This is a genomic window from Streptomyces sp. NPDC058685 (assembly GCF_042714725.1).
GTDB lineage: Bacteria > Actinomycetota > Actinomycetes > Streptomycetales > Streptomycetaceae > Streptomyces.
In genome coordinates this window covers 72,101-91,208 of sequence record NZ_JBHXSL010000012.1, presented here as the reverse complement: position 1 = coordinate 91,208, position 19,108 = coordinate 72,101, and the positions used below count along the sequence as shown (strand labels likewise).

Here is a 19,108-nt window from a genome sequence, read left to right as displayed (position 1 = left end):
TGAGCATCCCCGTCAGCCCAGCCGCACATCCTCCCCCCGCGCGTGCACCGTCACCCCCGACTCCCCCACCGTCACCTCCGTCGGGCTGAGGCCCGCCGGCAGGTCCGGCACCACGCGGTCCCGTTCCGCGAAGGCCCGCGCGATGCGGGGAGCGGACGGGTCGAGGGGGCGCCCCGCGAACGAGGCCGACACCGGGACCGCCGTGATCGTGCGGCCGGTGAGCCGCAGTTCCGCCGTCACGGTCAGCGGGAGGCCGCGCACGCCCTCGATGCGCAGGCGTCCGTCCTCGTCGGCGGAGAGGGACGCGGCCCCGCCGGAGCCGCCGCCCAACGAGTCGAGAGGCACCGTGAATCGTCCGTCCGCGCTCGCCGCCGTGTAGGTGCCTGCGTTCTCCGTCACCGTGTGCAGCTCTATCGCCGCGCTCACGGGCTGCTCCTCGGCCGTGACCGCGTCGGCCCGCACCGACACCTGCGGGAAGCTTCCGCGGGCCGCGTCCAGCAGGAAGGGGAAGCCGTCGATCCGTACCTGCGGGGTGCCGACCACCGCGGTGCTCAGTGCGGAGACCCGGTCGGCGATCCGGCTCTCGGCGGCACCGGCCGCGATCCGGTCGGCAACGGGCAGAGCGGCGAGTACGGCGCACAGCGCGAGCACGGTCCATCGGCGCCTGACGCGCCACGCCCTGCACAGGCGGGTCATGACGCACCTCCTTCACCCGCGAGGGCCACATCGGCGACCGCGTCGTTGGGAGGTCGCGCCGGACCGTGACCGTCGTCCTCGATGTCCATGTGGGGCAGCAGCCGGTCCAGCCAGGCGGGCAGCCACCAGTTGACGCGGCCGAGCAGGATCATCGTGGACGGGACGAGAATGCCGCGGACGACCGTCGCGTCCAGGGCCACGGCGACGGCGAGGCCGATGCCGAACATCTTCACCACCGGGTCGTCGGACAGTACGTAGCTCAGGAAGACGCTGACCATGATCAGTGCCGCGGAGGTGACGATCCGGCCGGTGCCCGCCAGACCGCCGATCACCGCACCGCGGTTGTCGCCGCCGCGCACATAGGCCGCCCTGATGGCGCTGAGCAGGAACACCTCGTAGTCCATCGAGAGCCCGAACAGCACGGCGAACATCAGCAGCGGGACGTAGCCGGGTATCGGGACCGGCCCTTCCAGGCCGATGAGTTGCGCGCCCCAGCCCCACTGGAAGACCGCGGTCAGCACTCCGTAAGCGGCCGCCACGGACACCAGGTTCAGCACCGCGGCCTTTACCGCGATGACAGGGGAACGGAAGGCGGGCAGCAGGAGCAGCCCCGCCACCGCCAGGACGAAGCCGACCACCAGCGGCATCCGCCGGGCGAGGCGTTCGTTGAGGTCGGCCTGGGCTGCCGTCGAGCCGCCGACATGGGTGACGAGTCCGCTGTCGGCCGTGGCCCCGGGCAGGGTGTCCTCGCGCAGCCGGTGCACGAGGTCGACGGTGTCCGGATCCCCCGGCGCGGTCTCGGGGGTGACCTGCCAGCGGGCGTGGCGGCCGTCGGCGGCCAGCTCGGCCGGTGCGACCGCGGCGACCCCGGGCGTGGTCCTGAGCGCGGCGGTGACCGGGGCGAGCCTCGGGTCGTCCGGGGCGGCCGCGGGGTCGGACAAGGTGCCGGTGACCTGGAGCGGCCCGTTGCCGCCGGGGCCGAAGGCCGCCGCGGTCCGGTCGTACGCGGTACGGCTCGCCGTGCCCACGGCCCGGTCGCCGCCGTCGAGTTGACCGAACGTCAGCTGGGCCGCGGGTGCGGCCAGGACGCCGGTCAGGACGAGCCCGGCCGCCAGACAGCGCCACGGCCGGGCGGCGACGTACCCGGCGATACGTCCCCAGCCGCGCGGGCGGACGTCGGCGCCGGTATCGGCGTCGCTCTCCACCGGCCGCGATGCGGAACGCTTGGGTACGAGCTTCGCCATGAACCTCGGTACGCGTGTCGGTACGGGCTTCGGCGCGAGCCTCGGCCCGAGCAGCGCCAGCACCGCCGGCAGCAGCGTCAGCGTGGCCGCCACCGCGACCAGTACGGCGATCCCCGGTGCCAGCGCCAGCGCGTGCAGCAGCGGCAGCCCGCCCAGGGCGAGACCGGAGAGCGCGGCGATGACGGCGGCTCCGGCGAAGAGCACCGATTTACCGGAGCCGGCCATGGTGCGGGCGACCGCGTCCTCCACGCCCGCCCCGGCGGCGAGCAGTTCACGGAACCTGGTCAGGCAGAACAGCGTGTAGTCGATGCCCACGCCGAGGCCGATCATCGCCGCGATCGTGGCGCCCGAGGACGGCATGTCGACGAGGTGTCCGACCAGGCCGACCGCGCACAGGGATCCGGCCAGCCCCAGCGCACCCGTGAGCAGCGGCACCCCGGCCGCGACGAGACTGCCGAAGCCCAGGGCGAGAACGACGAAGGCGGCGGCGAGCCCGATGATCTCGCTGTGACCGGTGGAGCCCTTGTCCTCCGCCTCGGCGAGATCGCCGCCCGGCGTGACCTCGACGCCCGCGTCGGTGGCGGGGCCGGCCGCGTCGACGATGTCTCGGGTGATCGAGGGGGTGATGTCCCGCCCGGTGAGGTCGAGTTCGACCAGCATCCGGCCGGTACGGCCGTCGGCGCCGAGGGCGCTCCCGCCCGCCCGGTCATAGGGGGTGGTGACGGCCACGACGTGATCCACGTCCGCTATGGCCCGCGCCGCCGCCTCGACCGCTGTCCGCTGTGCCGCGGAGGTCAGTTCCGCTTCACCGGCCGCGGTGTGCAGCAGGACGGGCTGCGGCCCGGAGGCCGCGTCGCCGAACGCCTCGCCCGCGTCACGGGCCGCCTGGCTGTCGCTGCCCGGGATGGTGACGGCCTCGCTGGTGACGGTTCCGAAGACCCCGACGGCGGCGGCCAGGGCGGTGAGCAGCAGCAGCCAGGCGGCCACGGTTCGCTTGGGTCTGCGGGCGCACCAGCGCCCGACGGACAGGAGCATCAGGATTGCGGCCCTTTCGTACGAACTCATTGCACTCGGCGTGCAATCAGAACCGTTGCATCGCGAGTGCAACAATGTCAACAGCGAGACTTCAGGAGGGACCGTGGTGAAGCAGCCGGCGCGACAGTCAACGGAGGGCGGCGAGGGTCGTACCCCGGGCCGGAACCGGGACGGCGAAGGCCGTGCCCCGGGCCGCGCCCCGGACGACGGCGAGGGCGGCACCCCCGCCCGCGCTCCGGACGGCCGTACCGAGCGGGGGCGGCAGACGCGCGAGAAGATCGCCGACGCTCTGCTGGCGCTGCTCGACGAGGGCGAGGCGCACTTCTCCGCGGACCGCGTCGCCGAGCGGGCCGGTGTGTCCCGGCGACTGGTGTTCCATCACTTCGCCGACATGTCCCAGGTCATCGACACCGCGATCACCCGCCGGCTGGAGCAGTTGTTCGCGCAGATCAAGCCGCTGCCGACAGACGGTCCGCGCAGTGTGCGGGTCGCGGCGATGGCCGAACAGCGCTCCCGGATCCTGGAGTGGATGACCCCGACACGGCTGGCGATCATGCGCCAGGACCAGCCGTCGGAACGCGTGGAGCAGGTGACCCGTGAGGTCTACGACTTCGCGCGCGACCGCCTGGCCGAGATCTTCGCCGCGGAACTCGACCGGCTCCCCGCGGACCGCCGGGCGGATCTGCTCAACGGGCTGGACGGGGTGACCACCTGGGGCGCCTGGTACCACTGGCGCAGCAGCGGCCTGGACACCGCGACGGCCCGGCGCGCGATGGAGACGACCGTGCACGCGCTGCTCGCGACGACCGACACGCCCGCCTCGGCACCGAGCCCGTAGATCTCCCTGCGTCGGCGACACCGGCCGAGGACGAGACTTCGCGGACACGACCTAGTCTCGGGGCATGAAGCAACTCAATCTCGGCAGGACGGGTCTGCGCGTCAGCGAACTGTGCCTCGGCACCATGAGTTTCGGCGACGACACGAGCGGCCACGGCGCCCTCGACGCCTTCACCGAGGCGGGCGGCACCTTCATCGACACCGCCGACATGTACGCGCGAGGCGGCTCCGAGGAGATCCTCGGGCGCTGGCTGAAGGGACGCCGCAGGGACGATCTCGTCATCGCGACCAAGGTGTGGGGGCGGATGGGCGAGGCGCCCAACGACGGCGGGCTCAGCCGCAAACACATCATCGCCGCGGTGGAGGCCAGCCTGCGGCGGCTCGGCACGGACTACATCGATCTCTACCAGACGCACATCTGGGACGCGACGACCCCGCTCGAGGAGACTCTCGCGACGCTGGACACGCTCGTGCGGTCGGGCAAGGTCCGCTATGTCGGCACCAGCAATGTGACGCCTTCCCAGCTCCAACGCGCCCTGGATCTCGCGCAGTTCCGCGGCTGGGAGCCGTACGTCAGTCTCCAGCCGCGCTACAGCCTGCTCAGCCGCGAACTGGAGTGGGAGCTGGCGCCGATGTGCGAGGAGCAGGGCGTCGCCGTCATCCCGTGGAGCCCTCTCGCGGGCGGCTGGCTGACCGGCAAGTACCGGCGTAGCATGGAGTCCGTGCCCGCGGGTTCGCGTGAGGCCCACTTCCAGGAGCAGTCGGGCAAGGAGGGCTGGCGCGAGCGGGACAACGAGGAGACCTGGCGGACGCTCGACGCGGTGGACGAGGTGGCGCGGGAGACCGGGCGTACGGCATTGCAGGTGTCGCTGCGGTGGCTGATGCAGCAGCCGGCGGTGACGGCTCCCATCATCGGCCCGCGGAACGCGGAGCAGTTGAAGGAGAACCTCGGGGCGGTCGCATTCGAGCTGACGGACGCGCAGTCGGCGCGGCTGGACGAGGCGAGCCGCAGGCCACTGCCGTATCCGTACGAGATGCTGGCGCGGCTGTCCCACCACGACCCGCGGTAGGCGGCATTGCCCGGCCCGGGGCCGCTAGGTCCTGTCCGGGCGATCTTGTCGGGCCTGTGACGACAGCTACGGCACCTCGCTGTGTTGTCGGAGTCGCCCGAGTACGCCCAGTACGAGGACGATCCTCCGCCGTGCGATGCACCGCATCTGACGCCACAGGCTGATCCTCGAAGATCGCCCCGACAGGACCTAGTCGACGATCGCCATCGTGCGGGGCGTGTTGTTGAGCCGGCGGCCTCCGGTCTCCGTCACCGTCACGATGTCCTCGATGCGGACCCCGAACCGGCCCGGCAGATAGATCCCCGGCTCGACCGAGAAGCACATCCCCGGGACGAGCGGCTGCTCCTCGCCCTCGATCATGTACGGCGGTTCGTGCGTGGTCACACCGATGCCGTGGCCCGTGCGGTGGATGAACAGGTCGCCGTATCCCGCCTCTTCGATGATCTCGCGGGCAGCCCGGTCGACCTCCTGGCAGGCGACGCCCGGCTTCACCGCGTCGACGCCGGCCTGCTGGGCCTCCAGCACCACGTCGTGGATGTGCTGTTCGGCGGGGGCGGGCTCGCCGACATGGACCGTGCGGGAGGTGTCGGAGCCGTAGCCGTCCAGCAGCCCGCCGAAGTCGAGAACGACCATGTCGCCCGTCTCGATGGTCCGGTCCCCCGCCTCGTGGTGCGGGTTGGCGCCGTTGGGCCCGGAGCCGACGACCGTGAAGTCGACCTGCGAGTGACCGAACTGCCGCAGCAGACCAGCGAGATCGGCGGCGATGTCCGACTCCCTGCGCCCGCAGAAGCGGACCTTGAGGATCTCCTCGTAGGTCGCGTCCGCGGCGGCGCCGGCCGCGGCCAGCCGCTCCAGTTCCGGTCCGTCCTTCACCGCGCGCAGCATGGGCAGCACCTCGGTCACCGAGGCGTACGAGGCATCCGGCAACTGCCGCTGAAGACCGAGCAGATGCATCGCCCAGGCGTTGTCGCTGACACCGAAGCGGCCGCCCGCCGGGAGCAGCGGCCCGGCCACCCCGTAGGGGTCGGTGCCGTCCGTCCAGTCGCGCAGCGTGAGAGCGGGTCCGCCGACGGCGGCTTCCGCGTCCGGCGCCTCCAGCTTGGGGACGACGAGCACCGGGTCGCGGCCCGCGACGAGCACGAGCAGCGTGAGCCGTTCGGTGACCCCCGGCTGATAGCCGGTGAGATGCACGAGATCGGGCCCGGGAGCGATCAGCAGACCGTCGAGCCCCGCAGAGGCGGCGGCCTCGGCGGCGCGGGCCATACGGGCCCGGTAGTCGTCGGCGGTGAAGGGCGCGGGAGTCGTCGGCATGAGCCCATCCTGCCTCCGGCTCACATCCCGCGCGAGCTCAATCCCCGTATCCGCCGTCCTCGGCCACGAGCCGTTCCAGCAGCTCCTGGAAGTCCTCGCCGACGACGATCCGCAGGCCGTCGCCGTCCTCGTCCCGATCGCTGAGCTGGGTGAGCGTCCCGTCGCGCCACCAGTAGACGTACGGGCTGATCGCCCCGGGGGTGTCGGCGAAGCCGGAGGCCGCGAACGAGGTCATGGCGCTCAGCGTGGGGATCACACCGGTGTCGTGGATGGCGTGGAAGGCGAGCTGGTGCCGGAACGGCATGGCCACCAGGGCGCCGTCGGCGGTGAGCTGCTCGCCGCCGATCTGCCGGACGACGCTCTCCAGCGCGAGGACGCGGCTCGCGGTGTAGAAGGAGTCGCCGAGGACGACCTCGAAGCACATGCCTCCCTCGCCCTTGACCGTCTCGTGCCCCTCGACCGGCAGACCGCGCAGGTTGTAGAGCGCCTGCTCACGGAGGTAGGGCAGATCACCGAGCGGCTCCAGGGCCTCGTCGGTGAGCATCATGACGCTCTCCGGGAGATCGAGCGCGATGATCTCGAAGAGGCCGGGGGCGAGGGGGCGGGCGTAGCCGAAATTCTGCGGATCGAAGCCCTCGTGGCCGACGACCCGTGGGTAGAGCTGGGCGCGGATCTGCTCGGTCGGCAGGGTGTCCAGGGCGGAGGGCGCGTTCATGGTGCGCAGTACCATGCCGACGTGCCGCCGGACCAGCTCGGACCAGGCACGCGGTCCGCGGTCGTCGTTGTGCAGGACGGCGGCCAGATTGCCGAGTCCGAACTGACGTCCGTCGCTGTCGGTGACGACATCGGCGAAGACGGTCACTTCGAGGCCGTGCTCCGCGAACGCCTCCCGTACCTGGCCCCGGAAGCGCGCACCCTCGTCGACCGAGAAGAAGGAGAACTCGGGGTCCCGGGGCACATCGAGTCCGTCGCGCTTCGGCCCCCGCCGGAACAACCCCACGTCATCAGCCCTTTCGTTCGCCCGCCAGGACCGGACCTGCCTGGACTCCGAGCGTACCCACCCCGTCGGCGGGTGATCCCCCGGGAGAGGGGTCGTGGCCTGCGCTTTGCCCGGCCTGTGCCGACTCATGGGCCGATGCCCGGACGGCACAGGAGCGCGCCGGGCTGTCGGTACGGCTCAGTAGCATGCGGCCGCATGACCGATCCCTCCCTGGCGCTGCTTCGGCGGCGGCCGGATCTGGCGGCCCTGGCCGCGTTCCCCTTCGACTTCGACCTGGACCGGGCGGAGCACGGCGAGGAGGTGCACCTCGCCTCCGGCGCCGCGCTGGAGCCGATCGCCGGGGACGACACCGGCGGGACCTTCTTCCTGTGCGGGGGCAACGCCGTGCTGTACGCCGACTCGGAGGGCGGTGCGGGTCTCCTGGCGGACAGCGTGACGGACGCGCTGGACATCGTCGTGGGGCTGCCGGCGTGGCGAGACCTGATGGGTCCCGACCCCGGTCCGGAGGAGATCCGCGAACTGGAGGACGGGATGCGCACCTCCTACGCACCCGACCTGGACGCCCGGCGCACCGAACTGCGCACCGCCCTCGGCCTGCCCGAGCGCTCCCCCGCCGAGCTGGTGGCCCGTCTTCATGCAGCCCTGCTGCGCACCGATCCGGACCATCTGCTGCTGAACTCGCGGGAGTTGCTCGGGTACGAGCTCCTGGACCGGCTGCCCCGCGATCCGGAGCGCTCGATCGGGCCGGTCCGCAGGGAAGTGGTCCGCACTTCGCTGATCCGCCGGCTCGACGACACGGGCCCCGATCCGGAGCGGCTGGGCCAACTGGGCCGGGAACTGGAGCAGATCGGCGAGTACGCGCAGGCCGCCCGGGCGCAGCGCGGGTTCCTCTCGCTCCAGAACAGCTCCTGGGACCGGGCCGCGGCCGGGCATGTGCTCGCGCGGCGAGAACGCTCGGCGGGCGATCTCGCGGCCGCCGGCCGGACCCTGGCGCGCGTCCGTACGGCGATCGGCCTGGACTCCCCCGCCCCGCCACCCTCGCACGAGCAACAGACGCTGGACCTCGGTGCGGCCGGCGAACCGCCCGCCCCGGACACGAGCGCCGAGGAATGGCACCGTCGCGGTCTCGGCCGGATGATCACCGAGGAGCATCTCGAGCTGGTGCTCGCCGTGATCGCCGCCGGGGAGACGGGCCTGGCCCGGGAGACGATGGCCCACGCCCACCACCTCCTCGCGGTGATCGCGAAGCAGTTCCGCCAGTCGCTGGGCGATCTACCCGCCCGGGCGAAGTGGGCGGTCGCGCGCCTCCCGAAGGTGTGAGCCCTCAGGGCTCCCCGCTCCCGAGATCGAGCTCCGCGCGCACCGTCTTTCCCACCGGGACGCGGTCCAGCACCGACCACCGGTCCGCCAGCGCGTCCACCAGCATCAGCCCCCGGCCGGCTCCGTCGAGCGCGGCGGGCGGGTGGACATCCCCGGGGCCGGGTGGACGGCGTTCCCCGCGGGTGTCGGAGACCTCGATACGCAGGGTTGCGGGCGTACGGGTGAGGCGCAGCTCGAAGTCCCGGCCGGGGACACGGCCGTGCGTCACGGCGTTCGCCGCCAGCTCGGCGACGATCAGTGCGGCGGTGTCGGACGCCTCGGAGCCGTGCGGCACGTCCCAGGCGTGGAGTTGATGGAGAGCCAGGTGACGGGCGAGCCGGGCGCCGAGGGCCGTGGAGCTGAACCGCTGCGTGAACACACGTACGGTGCCGAGCTGTTGGGGTGTGACGGGTGGGTGCATGGCCCCACCGTGGCCGCCCGGAAGGGGGCCGCTCCAGATCAGCGACTCGTACGCTGCGTCAGCGTACGGGTACACACGGTGGACAGTCGCAGTGACCCTCCGTGACCATGGACGCGGGAGGTGGCCGTCCATGGTGGACAGCGGATGCGGGGAGCCGGAGGTCTCGGACAGCCTGAAGGCGTTCGGGGAAGTGGTCAAGGCTTTCAGGAAGAGGGCGCGACTGACACAGGAACAGTTCGCGCCACGGGTGCGGTATTCGGTGCCGACGGTGGCGTCGATCGAGCAGGGGCGGAGGTTTCCGCCGGCGGATTTCGTGGACCGGGCGGAGGAGGTGCTGGACGCGTTCGGAACGATCCGGGGCGCGGCACGGCACTTGTCGCGGCGACCGGGGCTGGCGAGCTGGTTCCGGCAGTGGGCGCGCCTCGAAGCGGAGGCGGTGAACCTGTGCACGTACGAATGCCGACTGGTTCCGGGCCTGTTGCAGACCGCGGCCTATGCCCGGACGCTGTTCACGAACCAGCTGCCGCCGCTCTGCGACCAGCAGATCGCGGACCAACTGGCGGCGCGGCTGGACCGTCAAAAGCTGTTACGGGAGCGGCCGAACACGGCGTACAGCTTCATCCTGGAGGAGCATCTGTTCCTGCGCCGCACGGGCGGTGCGCAGATCACGCTGGAGCTGATCGAGCACATCCTCGGGCTCGCGGAACTCCGCAACATCGAGATCCAGGTCATGCCGATGGTGCGAGAGAGTCACGCGGGGCTCGACGGCCCCATGAGGCTGCTGGAGACCCCTAACAACAAGTGGTTCGGCTACTGCGAAGGGCAGGAAAGCGGCCAGTTCATCTCTGACCCGAAAGTGGTCAGCATGCTCCAGATGCGGTATGCCAGGATGCGGTCACAGGCTCTCTCCCTGGAGGACTCGCTGAGCCTGTTGCGGCAGATGCGAGGAGAGGCATGACCACCACGGAACTGACCTGGTTCAAGAGCAGCTACAGCGGCGGATCCGGCGACAGCTGTGTCGAGGTCGCCCTCTCCTGGCACAAGTCCAGCTACAGCGGCGGATCCGGAGACGACTGCGTCGAGGTCGCCACCTGCCCCACCACCGTCCACGTCCGGGACTCCAAGGTCGAGCAGGGCCCTCAACTCGCCCTCTCCCCCGCCTCCTGGACCGCCTTCATCACCCACACCGCTCAGGTCTGACGGCGTCCCACACGCCCTACGGCATCGGGACGACGACGTCCGCCCGGTCCCTGCCCCGTGCGACCAGGCGGGCGTTGGCCTCGTCGGAGTCGCGGACCCAGCGCTCGGCGAAGGACCTCTCCTTGCCGAACTCCACGTGCCGGTCCACCAGTCGGGGCACACGGACCGCGGGATCGAGCTCCAGGTACCAGATCTCGTCGAGCAGGGCGCGGATCCCGGCCCAGGCACCTTCGTCGTGCAGGAGGTAGTTCCCCTCCGTGACGACGAGGGGAACGTCCGGCGGGACGGCGATGCTCCCGGCGACGGGTTCCTCCAGCCTCCGGTCGAAGGCGGGCGCGTAGACGGTGGTGTCCGCGGATCGCGTGCGCAATCGGGCGAGGAGAGCGGCGTATCCGGCCGCGTCGAAGGTGTCGGGAGCGCCCTTGCGCCCGGCCCGGCCGAGGCGTTCGAGCTCGGCCTGTGCCAGATGGAAACCGTCCATGGGCACGAGGACGGCGAGACCGTCGAGGGCGTCCACCAGGCGGCCGGCGAGCGTCGACTTGCCCGCGCCGGGCGCTCCGGCGAGCCCCAGGATGCGGCGCCGGCCGGGGACGGCGAGGGCGCGGGCTCGTTCCAGCAGGTGCGGAGGGGGCGGCTGCGCAAGCATGTGCGCATTGTTCCATCACCGGTCATACGTATAACGTGAGGTCCATGTCGTTCATCGCCCTGGTCACCCTCGTCGTCCGTGACTACGACGAGGCCATTGCCTTCTACACCGACGCGCTCGGCTTCGAACTGGTCGAGGACACCGACCGCGGCGACGGGAGTCGCTGGGTCGTGGTCCGCCCGGCCGGTTCCGGCCATGGCAGCGCACTGCTGCTGGCCCGCGCCAAGGACGAGGAGCAGCGCGCGAGCGTGGGCGCCCAGACGGGCGGCCGCGTCGGTTTCTTCCTGCACACCGAGGACTTCGCGGGCGACCACGCACGCATGACGGCGGCGGGTGTGCGCTTCCTGGAGGAGCCGAGGCACGAGGTCTACGGTTCGGTGGCGGTCTTCGAGGACCTGTACGGCAACCGGTGGGACCTCCTCCAGCCCAAGTAGCCCCGCTCGCCGCCGCCGGGATGTGCCGGCGAACGGGCCGGCCGCGGCCTGGGGGCTGCCCGGCTCGTACTCGGACAGGGCCCCGGCCGCGGCCGGCTGTGCTCGGTGGGGGTCACCCGGCCGTGGCCGGGATCGCCCGTGGGATCAGCTCTCGTCCGGCGTCAGCCGCAGCGAGATGCTGTTGATGCAGTACCGCTGGTCGGTCGGGGTGGGGTATCCCTCACCCTCGAACACGTGCCCGAGGTGCGATCCGCAGCGCGCGCAGCGCACCTCGACGCGCACCATGCCGTGCGAGCGGTCCTCGATGAGTTCGACCGCGTCGGTGTCCTTCGGGTCGTAGAAGGACGGCCAGCCGCAGTGCGACTCGAACTTCGTGTCGGAGCGGAACAGCTCGGCGCTGCACGCCCGGCAGGAATAGACGCCCTCCGTCTTGGTGTCGGTGTACTCACCGACGAAGGCGGGCTCCGTACCGGCCTGGCGCAGCACCTTGTACTCCGCCGGATTCAGCTCCGCGCGCCACTGCTCGTCCGGCTTCTCGATGTCGTACGCCATGAAATTCGGCTCCCTCAGCTCGACAGACGGGCCAGGATCAGCGGACCGAGGTCCGTGACGTCTCCCGCGCCCATCGTGAGAACGAGATCGCCGGGCTTCGCCATTCCCGCGACCACCTCGGGAACCGTCTCCTTGTCGTGCACGGCGGTGACATCCGCGCCCGCCGCACGGGCGGCGTCGATGATCAGCTCGCTGGTGACCCCGGGAATCGGGTCCTCGCGGGCCGGATAGATGTCGAGGACCACCGAGGCGTCGGTCAGGGCGAGTGCCTGGCCCATCTCGGTGGCGAGCTCCTGCGTACGGGAGAAGAGGTGCGGCTGGAAGACAACCAGCAGCCGGGAGTCGGCCGCGGCGCCCCGCATCGCCTCCAGGTCGGCGGTCATCTCGGTGGGGTGGTGGGCGTAGGAGTCGATGACCTGGACGCCCGCGGCCTCGCCCTTCAGCTGCAGCCGGCGCTTGACCCCGGTGTACTTGCCGAGGGCGGAGGCGAGATTGTGCGCCGGGATGCCCAGCGCGACGCCGGCGGCGAGCGCGGCCACGGCGTTGTGCGCGTAGTGGCTGCCGGGGACCGAGACGGTGAAGGTCAGGAACTTGCCGTTGAGCAGGACGGTGACCTCGCTGGTGAGGCCGCGCGGGGTGACCTTGTGCACCCGTACGTCCGCGGACTCGGAGGCGCCGTAGGTGACGACCTTCAGCGTGGACAGGTCACGGATGCGGGAGGTGAGCTCCACCGCGCCCGGCTGGTCGGCGGAGATCACCAGGGTGCCGCCGGGGACGACCTTGCCGACGAAGGTCTCGAAGGAGTCGTAGATCTCGTCCATCGAGGCGTAGTTGGCGTGGTGGTCGAGCTCGACGTTGAGGACGATCGCGACCTCGGGGTCGTACTTCTGGAAGCTGCGGTCGCTCTCGTCGGCCTCGGCGACGAAGATGTCCCCGGCCCCGTGCCGGGCATTGGTCCCCGGGCCCTCCAGGTCACCGCCGATGGCGTACGAGGGATCGAGGCCGAGCTCGGTGAGCGCCACCGCCAGCATGGACGTGGTGGTGGTCTTGCCGTGGGTGCCCGCCACCGCGATCGAGCGCAGGCCGGTCATCAGGGACGCGAGCGCGTCGGAGCGGTGGACGACCGGGACCGAGAGCTCGCCGGCACGGGCCAGCTCCGGGTTGTCGGCGCGGATGGCGCTGGAGACGACGACACAGCTGGCGTCGGCGGCCAGGTGCTCGGCGGCGTGCCCGATGTGGACCGTGGCGCCCAGCGAACGCAGGCTCTCGGCGGTCGCGGACTCCTTGGCGTCGCTGCCCGCGACCTCGGCGCCGCGCTGGGCGAGGATCTTCGCGATGCCCGACATTCCGGCGCCACCGATGCCGATGAAGTGCGGGCGTTCCATGGCGCTAGGGATGGCGGGTGCCATGCGTGTGTCTCCCCACGAGGTACGAGTACGTGCGAGGGGCCAGCCTATTCGCTGTGCGCGAAGAGCTTGAGCACCGGGACGCCGACCTTGTGACGGGCCCTGGAGGCCCAGTCCCGGTGGAAGAACTCCTCGACGTAGTGCGGTGCGGTCAGCACGATCACCTCGTCGGCGCCCGACTCGTCGACGACCTCCATGAGCTTGTCGAGCGGATGGTCCTCGACGACCTGGCCCACGGCCTCGCTGCCGGCGGCCCGCAGGGCGGCCAGGGAGTTGTCCAGCGCGCGCTCGGCGGGGGCCTTGGCGGCCCGGCCCTCCGGCTCGTCGCCCTCCTTGACGGCATCCTTCAGTTCGCCGATGGCGACGTCGTCGATGGCACGCAGCAGGAGGTCGGCCTGGTCGCCGCGCGGCTGCATCAGGACGACGAAGGAGATGTTCTCGTCACCGTGCAGTGTGGTGACGAATTCCACATCTTCCGAGGTCAGGGGCTTCTCGATCATCAATACGCTTGTGAACACGTCAGGAGCCCTTCTGCGGAAACCATCCTTCCCCGCGCCGGCACGGGGACTGCGAGAGTAGTCTGCCCGGCCGGAGCAAACCGGAACGACAAATTCCGCCGATTGTCAGATGCGACGGTAGCGGGTGAAAAGGAACCCCGCCTCCTCCAGTACGGAGGCCAGCGCGAAGCGTTCCGGGACGGCGAGTCCCGGCCCGCCCGTGATGCGCTGCGCGTCCCCGACCGTGAGCGTGGGCGACACGGTCAGACACAGTTCGTCCAGCACGCCCGAGGCGGCGAACTGACCCAGCATGCGCGGCCCGCCCTCGGTGAGCAGCCGCCGCAGGCCCCGTTCGGCGAGCGCCTGCACAGCCCTCGGCGGATCCACCCCGGGCCCGTCGCCCGCGACCACCACCTCGGCGCCCGCCTTCTCCGCCTCCCGGACCCGGTCCGGCGGGGCCGCGGCGCCCGTCAGCACCAGCGTCGGCACCAGGGGCCCGGTGAACAGGGGCAGGGAGAGGTCGAGGTTCAGCGAGGCGCTGACCACGGCGATCGCGGGGGCGGGACCCTGGCCCGCCGCGGCCCGGCGCTCGGCGAAGGCATCCCGGGCACGTGCGGGCCGGTAACCCTCCAGACGGACCGTTTCCGCGCCGACCACGACCGCGTCGGCGAGGCCCCGCAGGGTGCCGAAGATCCGCATGTCCGTGTCGGAGGACAGGGGCTGGGACCGGCCCTCGTGCTGGGCCGCCCCGTCCAGCGAGGACACCATGTTGGCCCGCAGCCAGGCACCCTCAAGGGCTTCCGGGTACGCGTAGGCGTCCGCCAGCTCGTCCAGGGACCATTCGCGGTCCTCACCGGATGTCTGGTCGGTCACAGGGAGCAGTCGTCGCATGCCGAGCAGTCTGGCACGACCCTTACAGTTGGGAACTGTGTCGACCAGTGCCATGACCGAAGCGGCCCCCCTTTCGCTGTGCGCCCGCGAGCCGCACGTCCCCGCCGACCGGTTGGTCGCGGAGATGGTGCCGCCGCCGCGTTTCGACGCGGTGCGCTTCGACACCTACGTCCCGGACCCGAACCAGCCCAGCCAGCGCGAGGCGGTCACGGTCCTCAGCTCGTTCGCGGCGAGCCTCGGGGGAGCCCACGCGAGCGGATCGGGCAAGCGCCGGTGGTTCGCGAAGAAGCCGGCCGCCCCCACCGGGCCTCGCGGCGTCTACCTCGACGGCGGCTACGGCGTCGGCAAGACCCATCTCCTCGCCTCCCTGTGGCACGCCACCCCGGCCGAGCCCTCGCTCAAGGCCTTCGGCACCTTCGTGGAGCTCACCAATCTGGTCGGCGCCCTCGGCTTCCAGCAGACCGTGCGCACCTTGAGCGGTCACCGGCTGCTGTGCATCGACGAGTTCGAGCTCGACGACCCGGGCGACACCGTCCTCGTCTCGACCCTCCTCGGCAAGCTCGTCGAGGCGGGTGTCGCTCTCGCGGCCACCTCCAACACCCTGCCGGGCAAGCTGGGCGAGGGCCGGTTCGCCGCCGCCGACTTCCTCCGCGAGATCCAGGGCCTCTCCGCGCAGTTCCGTCCGCTGCGCATCGACGGGGAGGACTACCGCCACCGCGGACTGCCGGACGCCCCTCCCCCGTACTCCGAGGAGACGGTCACCAAGGCCGCGTACGCCACCGAAGGCGCCTCACTCGACGACTTCCCGGCACTGCTGGACCACCTCGCCAGGGTGCACCCGAGCCGCTACGGCGCACTGACCGACGGCATACGCGCGGTCTGCCTCACCGATGTGCGGCCGGTGCCCGACCAGTCGACCGCCCTGCGCCTCGTCGTGCTCGCCGACCGGCTGTACGACCGCGAAGTGCCGGTGCTCGCCTCGGGCATGCCCTTCGACCGACTGTTCAGCGAAGAGATGCTGAACGGCGGCTACCGCAAGAAGTACTTCCGCGCCATCTCCCGTCTCACCGCGCTGGCCCGTGACGCGAAGGGCCTTGTGGAGCAGTAGGTTCGGGTGCGTAACCACCTTTCCGTCAGAAGGGATTCGCATCATGGCCACCACGCGTCAGGCGCACACGGTCTGGGAGGGCAACCTCACCGAAGGCACGGGCACCGTCACCTTCGACTCCTCCGGAATCGGCGAGTACGCCGTCTCCTGGCCGTCCCGCGCCGAGCAGGCCAATGGAAAGACGAGCCCCGAGGAGCTCATTGCCGGCGCCCACTCCAGCTGCTTCTCGATGGCCCTCTCGCACGGGCTCGCCCAGGCCGGCACCCCGCCGACCCGGCTCAACACCCAGGCCGAGGTGACCTTCCAGCCCGGCACGGGCATTACCGGTATCCACCTCACCGTGGAGGGCACCGTCCCCGGTCTCGACGAGGCGGGTTTCGTCAAGGCGGCCGAGGACGCGAAGGCCAACTGCCCCGTCAGCCAGGCCCTGTCGGGCACGACGATCACCCTGAGCGCCTCGCTCGCCTGAACGGTTGACTTGTAGGGACAGCTGAAGGCTCGTGTGGCCCGCACGGTTCCCGTGCACCCAGGTGCGTGATACACACGTGCGGGTCACATCTCCTGTCCCCTCCCAGGGCTTCGGCAACGGGAGGTCCCCCCAACAGGGAGTTGCCTCATGTCCGCAACACGTCGACAAGTCCTGGCCCGCACCGGCGCGCTGACCGCCGGAATCGCGTTCACCGGTGCCTTCTCCGAGCTCTTCGCGGGGACCGCGGCCGCTCGCGGGCACCACGCCGGATACGGACCGCTCGTCCCCGACCCAGCCGGTCTGCTCGATCTGCCGAAAGGATTCCGCTATCGGGTCCTCTCACGGGAGGGCGAGCCGCTGAGCTCCGGCGAGGGCCGCGTTCCGAGCAATCACGACGGCATGGCGGCCTTCGCCGGTCGCCGCGGCCGGGTGCACCTCGTCCGCAACCACGAGAACCGCGCGGACGCCGCGATCCCCGTCCCCACGGTCAAAGGTCTGACCTACGACCCGATGGGCAAGGGCGGTTGTACGTCCCTGGAGCTCGATGGGCGGGGCAACGTCCTGTCCGAACGGGTCGCCATCGCCGGCACCGCGGTCAACTGCGCGGGCGGGCCCACCCCTTGGGGCACCTGGCTGACCTGCGAGGAGACCGAGGACAAGGCCGGCACCAACGGTTACACCAAGGATCACGGGTTCATCTTCGAGGTGCACGGCGCCGATCCGCAGCGCACCGGGGCCGTACCGCTCACCGCGATGGGCCGCTTCCAGCACGAGGCCATCGCCGTCGATCCGCAGAGCGGGATCGTCTACGAGACGGAGGACGCCTTCCAGCGGCCCTTCGGCCTCTTCTACCGCTTCCTGCCGAACAGGCCACTGGGTGGGACGCGTTCCCTGCGCGCGGGTGGCGAACTGGAGGCCATGCGGGTGCCGGGCGTGCCCGACCTCTCCGCGATCCAGGAACCGGGAGCGAGCTTCGACCGGATCGAGTGGGTGCCCGTACCGGACAGCCAGGCGAAGGAAACACCCATCCGGCTCCAGGACTTCGGCCCCAAGGGCATCACGCACGCACAGAAGCTGGAGGGCTGCTACTGGGGCGGGCGCTCCGTCTACTTCGTCTCCAGTTTCGCCCGCAGCGGCGAGGGCTCGGCGGCGGACCACTTCGGCCAGGTGTGGAAGTACGAGCCGCACCGGCGCCGGCTGACGCTGGTCATCGCCTTCGGCCCGAGCACGGACATCCAGCTGCCGGGCGAGTCCCCGGACAACATCTGCCTCGCACCCAGCGGGGGACTGATGGTGTGCGAGGACGGCAGCGGCGCCCAGCACGTGTACGGGCTGACCAAGTCGGGCGCGGTGTACGCGATGGCCCGCGGCCGCCAGAACATCGGGACACCCGAGGCGCCGGAGTGGGGCGAGTTCGCGGGGGTCACCTTCTCGCCGGACGGCGAGACGATGTACGTCAACTGCTATACGCCGGGGACGACGTTCGCGGTCAGGGGGCCCTGGGACTGACGGAGACGGGCGGGGCGGGTTGCGCGGCGGCGCGGGCAGGTGTGCGGCCCGGGCGGGCGTCGCGGGGTGGCCCGTCCGGGGCTGCCGTCTCGACCCCCGGGCCGCGGGCCGCGGGCGTCGCGAGCAGTCGTCGTGAGCTCCGCGCCGGGGCCGTCGTGAGCCCCGGGCCGGCCACCCCGAGACGCCCGCCGTCGGCCGCGGGCACCGTGGGTTCCGGCGGGCGCCGGTCCGGCCGTCCGGGCGGGATCCCCTGGTCAGACGCTCCCGGCGTGCGCCCGTGGCGGACGCGCCGCACGATGGAGCCGTCTCCAGAAGCGCTCCCAGAATTCTGGAGCAACCGGCGAAGCCCGGGACATGTCCGGTAACTCCCTGTCCCGGGCTTCACCTTGCGCAAGGCGACTACTCGATGACGAGCTCGACCGGCAGGTTGCCGCGGGTCGCCTTGGAGTAGGGGCAGTACGCGTGGGTCTTCTCCAGGAGGTCACGGCCGGCCTCGCCCTGGAGGTGGTCCGGAAGCTCGACGCGCATGATCACGGAGAGACCGAAACCGCCGTCGGTGTCCTTGCCGATGCTGACCTCGGCGGTCACGGACGCGTCCTTGACGTCGATCCGCTCCTGCCGGCCGATGGCCCCCATCGCGCTGGCGAAGCAGGCCGCGTAACCGGCGGCGAAGAGCTGCTCGGGGTTGGTGCCCTGACCGTTGCCGCCCAGCGCCGCGGGGAAGGCGAGCGGGAGGTCGATCTGACCGTCGGAGCTGACGGCGCGGCCCTCACGGCCATTGGCGGTGGCGACTGCGGTGTAGATCGCGTCCATGAAATGCATCCCTCTTCGTCCGTTGCGAACCGATGGCGTAAGTAGAGCACACAACTAAGTTGTGCACAACTCAATGGGGCGCAGGTATGCTGGGTGCATGGAGAAGACGCCACTGACCGATGTGCCGGACGAGGCCTTCCTCCGCCTCGACCACCAGATCTGCTTCTCGCTGCACGCCGCGTCCCGGGCGTTCAACAGCGTCTACCGGGTCGCCCTCAAGGATCTGGGGATCACCTACCCGCAGTACCTGGTGATGCTGGTGCTGTGGGAACACGGCGAGCTGCCCGTCAAGCAGATCGGCGAACATCTGCGTCTGGACTCCGGGACCCTGTCCCCGCTGCTCAAGCGGCTCGAAGCGGCGGGTTATGTGGAGCGTCGGCGCAGCAAGGAGGACGAGCGCTCCGTGACGGCCCGGCCCACGGCGGCGGGCGCGGAGCTGCGGGAGAAGGCTCTGGACGTGCCCCGCAGGATCGGCGAGGCCACCGGGCTGACGGTGGAGCGGATCCGCGCGCTGCGCTCCGAGCTGGAAGCGCTGACCGCCACGCTGGACACGACCGGGCTGGAGGCCGCGGCCTGCCTGACGGAGGACGACTGACGCCCGGCGGGGCGG

The 19,108-nt window shown here is 71.2% G+C and carries 21 protein-coding genes; 10 read left to right on the top strand and 11 right to left on the bottom strand.

All coding sequences use genetic code 11. From position 1 onward, the window contains the following. Nucleotides 1–12 precede the first annotated feature (12 nt). Together ACFWU3_RS14135 and ACFWU3_RS14130 are read right to left on the bottom strand one after the other, a co-directional pair. Complete coding sequence (locus ACFWU3_RS14135; protein ID WP_384435938.1) at nucleotides 13–696, bottom strand: DUF2993 domain-containing protein; 684 nt, start codon at nucleotides 694–696, stop codon at nucleotides 13–15. After that, nucleotides 693–3,005: an MMPL family transporter gene (locus tag ACFWU3_RS14130; protein ID WP_384435935.1), complete on the bottom strand. Its 2,313-nt coding sequence runs from the start codon at nucleotides 3,003–3,005 to the stop codon at nucleotides 693–695. Before ACFWU3_RS14130 ends, ACFWU3_RS14135 begins: the two co-directional genes overlap by 4 nt. Before the next feature lie 73 nt (nucleotides 3,006–3,078). Here ACFWU3_RS14130 and ACFWU3_RS14125 point away from each other — a divergent pair, with 73 nt between their 5' ends. Continuing rightward, a complete protein-coding gene (locus ACFWU3_RS14125; RefSeq protein WP_384435932.1) occupies nucleotides 3,079–3,813 on the top strand; it encodes a TetR/AcrR family transcriptional regulator in 735 nt (244 codons plus the stop codon). 64 nt (nucleotides 3,814–3,877) lie between these two features. Next, nucleotides 3,878–4,882, top strand: coding sequence for an aldo/keto reductase (locus ACFWU3_RS14120; RefSeq protein WP_384435929.1), 1,005 nt, complete (start codon nucleotides 3,878–3,880; stop codon nucleotides 4,880–4,882). Nucleotides 4,883–5,071: 189 nt separating this feature from the next. Here the strand turns inward: ACFWU3_RS14120 and ACFWU3_RS14115 are convergent, their stop codons facing one another. After that, entirely contained in the window at nucleotides 5,072–6,193 is a 1,122-nt protein-coding gene (locus ACFWU3_RS14115) for an aminopeptidase P family protein (protein ID WP_384435927.1), read from the bottom strand. Nucleotides 6,194–6,230: 37 nt separating this feature from the next. Further along, nucleotides 6,231–7,193 carry a hypothetical protein gene (locus ACFWU3_RS14110; protein WP_313943495.1) on the bottom strand — a complete coding sequence of 321 codons (963 nt, stop codon included), beginning with the start codon at nucleotides 7,191–7,193 and terminating at the stop codon, nucleotides 6,231–6,233. 195 nt (nucleotides 7,194–7,388) lie between these two features. Here ACFWU3_RS14110 and ACFWU3_RS14105 point away from each other — a divergent pair, with 195 nt between their 5' ends. Continuing rightward, on the top strand, nucleotides 7,389–8,513 hold the full coding sequence (locus tag ACFWU3_RS14105) for a hypothetical protein (protein ID WP_384435924.1): 1,125 nt from the start codon (nucleotides 7,389–7,391) through the stop codon (nucleotides 8,511–8,513). 4 nt (nucleotides 8,514–8,517) lie between these two features. Here the strand turns inward: ACFWU3_RS14105 and ACFWU3_RS14100 are convergent, their stop codons facing one another. Beyond that, on the bottom strand, nucleotides 8,518–8,973 hold the full coding sequence (locus ACFWU3_RS14100) for an ATP-binding protein (protein WP_384435921.1): 456 nt from the start codon (nucleotides 8,971–8,973) through the stop codon (nucleotides 8,518–8,520). A 130-nt stretch (nucleotides 8,974–9,103) separates the two neighbouring features. Here ACFWU3_RS14100 and ACFWU3_RS14095 point away from each other — a divergent pair, with 130 nt between their 5' ends. After that, the gene (locus ACFWU3_RS14095; RefSeq protein ID WP_384435918.1) at nucleotides 9,104–9,931 is read left to right on the top strand and encodes a helix-turn-helix domain-containing protein; all 828 of its coding nucleotides are present in this window, start codon (nucleotides 9,104–9,106) and stop codon (nucleotides 9,929–9,931) included. Then, the gene (locus tag ACFWU3_RS14090) at nucleotides 9,928–10,173 is read left to right on the top strand and encodes a DUF397 domain-containing protein (protein ID WP_384435915.1); all 246 of its coding nucleotides are present in this window, start codon (nucleotides 9,928–9,930) and stop codon (nucleotides 10,171–10,173) included. The genes ACFWU3_RS14095 and ACFWU3_RS14090 overlap by 4 nt, the downstream gene beginning before the upstream one ends. Before the next feature lie 16 nt (nucleotides 10,174–10,189). Here ACFWU3_RS14090 and ACFWU3_RS14085 read toward each other — a convergent pair whose 3' ends face one another. Further along, nucleotides 10,190–10,819 (bottom strand): nucleoside/nucleotide kinase family protein, encoded by a 630-nt coding sequence (locus tag ACFWU3_RS14085; protein WP_313943500.1) that lies wholly within the window; start codon nucleotides 10,817–10,819, stop codon nucleotides 10,190–10,192. A gap of 44 nt (nucleotides 10,820–10,863) precedes the next feature. Here ACFWU3_RS14085 and ACFWU3_RS14080 point away from each other — a divergent pair, with 44 nt between their 5' ends. After that, nucleotides 10,864–11,253, top strand: coding sequence for a VOC family protein (locus tag ACFWU3_RS14080; RefSeq protein WP_328862048.1), 390 nt, complete (start codon nucleotides 10,864–10,866; stop codon nucleotides 11,251–11,253). Between the two features lie 144 nt (nucleotides 11,254–11,397). On the opposite strand, the gene msrB is transcribed toward ACFWU3_RS14080, so the two are convergent. From msrB to ACFWU3_RS14060, 4 genes are all read right to left on the bottom strand, one after another. Next, the gene (gene msrB / locus ACFWU3_RS14075) at nucleotides 11,398–11,805 is read right to left on the bottom strand and encodes a peptide-methionine (R)-S-oxide reductase MsrB (RefSeq protein ID WP_313943502.1); all 408 of its coding nucleotides are present in this window, start codon (nucleotides 11,803–11,805) and stop codon (nucleotides 11,398–11,400) included. A gap of 14 nt (nucleotides 11,806–11,819) precedes the next feature. Then, the gene (gene murC, locus ACFWU3_RS14070) at nucleotides 11,820–13,214 is read right to left on the bottom strand and encodes a UDP-N-acetylmuramate--L-alanine ligase (RefSeq protein ID WP_384435910.1); all 1,395 of its coding nucleotides are present in this window, start codon (nucleotides 13,212–13,214) and stop codon (nucleotides 11,820–11,822) included. A 44-nt stretch (nucleotides 13,215–13,258) separates the two neighbouring features. Continuing rightward, entirely contained in the window at nucleotides 13,259–13,729 is a 471-nt protein-coding gene (locus ACFWU3_RS14065; protein WP_384435907.1) for an indole-3-glycerol phosphate synthase, read from the bottom strand. Nucleotides 13,730–13,834: 105 nt separating this feature from the next. Beyond that, entirely contained in the window at nucleotides 13,835–14,599 is a 765-nt protein-coding gene (locus tag ACFWU3_RS14060; RefSeq protein WP_384435904.1) for a pyrimidine reductase family protein, read from the bottom strand. On the opposite strand from ACFWU3_RS14060, the gene zapE reads away from it, so the two are divergent. The 3 genes from zapE to ACFWU3_RS14045 all read left to right on the top strand — a co-directional run bounded on the left by zapE (nucleotide 14,598) and on the right by ACFWU3_RS14045 (nucleotide 17,685). Next, nucleotides 14,598–15,707, top strand: a complete 1,110-nt coding sequence (gene zapE, locus ACFWU3_RS14055; RefSeq protein ID WP_384435901.1) for a cell division protein ZapE — start codon at nucleotides 14,598–14,600, stop codon at nucleotides 15,705–15,707. The genes ACFWU3_RS14060 and zapE overlap by 2 nt on opposite strands. Nucleotides 15,708–15,750: 43 nt before the next feature. After that, nucleotides 15,751–16,176: an OsmC family protein gene (locus ACFWU3_RS14050; protein WP_313943506.1), complete on the top strand. Its 426-nt coding sequence runs from the start codon at nucleotides 15,751–15,753 to the stop codon at nucleotides 16,174–16,176. 147 nt (nucleotides 16,177–16,323) lie between these two features. Then, the gene (locus ACFWU3_RS14045) at nucleotides 16,324–17,685 is read left to right on the top strand and encodes an alkaline phosphatase PhoX (RefSeq protein ID WP_384435897.1); all 1,362 of its coding nucleotides are present in this window, start codon (nucleotides 16,324–16,326) and stop codon (nucleotides 17,683–17,685) included. A gap of 399 nt (nucleotides 17,686–18,084) precedes the next feature. Here ACFWU3_RS14045 and ACFWU3_RS14040 read toward each other — a convergent pair whose 3' ends face one another. Then, nucleotides 18,085–18,498, bottom strand: coding sequence for an organic hydroperoxide resistance protein (locus tag ACFWU3_RS14040; protein ID WP_313943508.1), 414 nt, complete (start codon nucleotides 18,496–18,498; stop codon nucleotides 18,085–18,087). Nucleotides 18,499–18,595: 97 nt separating this feature from the next. Here ACFWU3_RS14040 and ACFWU3_RS14035 point away from each other — a divergent pair, with 97 nt between their 5' ends. Beyond that, nucleotides 18,596–19,093: a MarR family winged helix-turn-helix transcriptional regulator gene (locus ACFWU3_RS14035; RefSeq protein WP_384435894.1), complete on the top strand. Its 498-nt coding sequence runs from the start codon at nucleotides 18,596–18,598 to the stop codon at nucleotides 19,091–19,093. The last annotated feature ends 15 nt before the right edge of the window (nucleotides 19,094–19,108 follow it).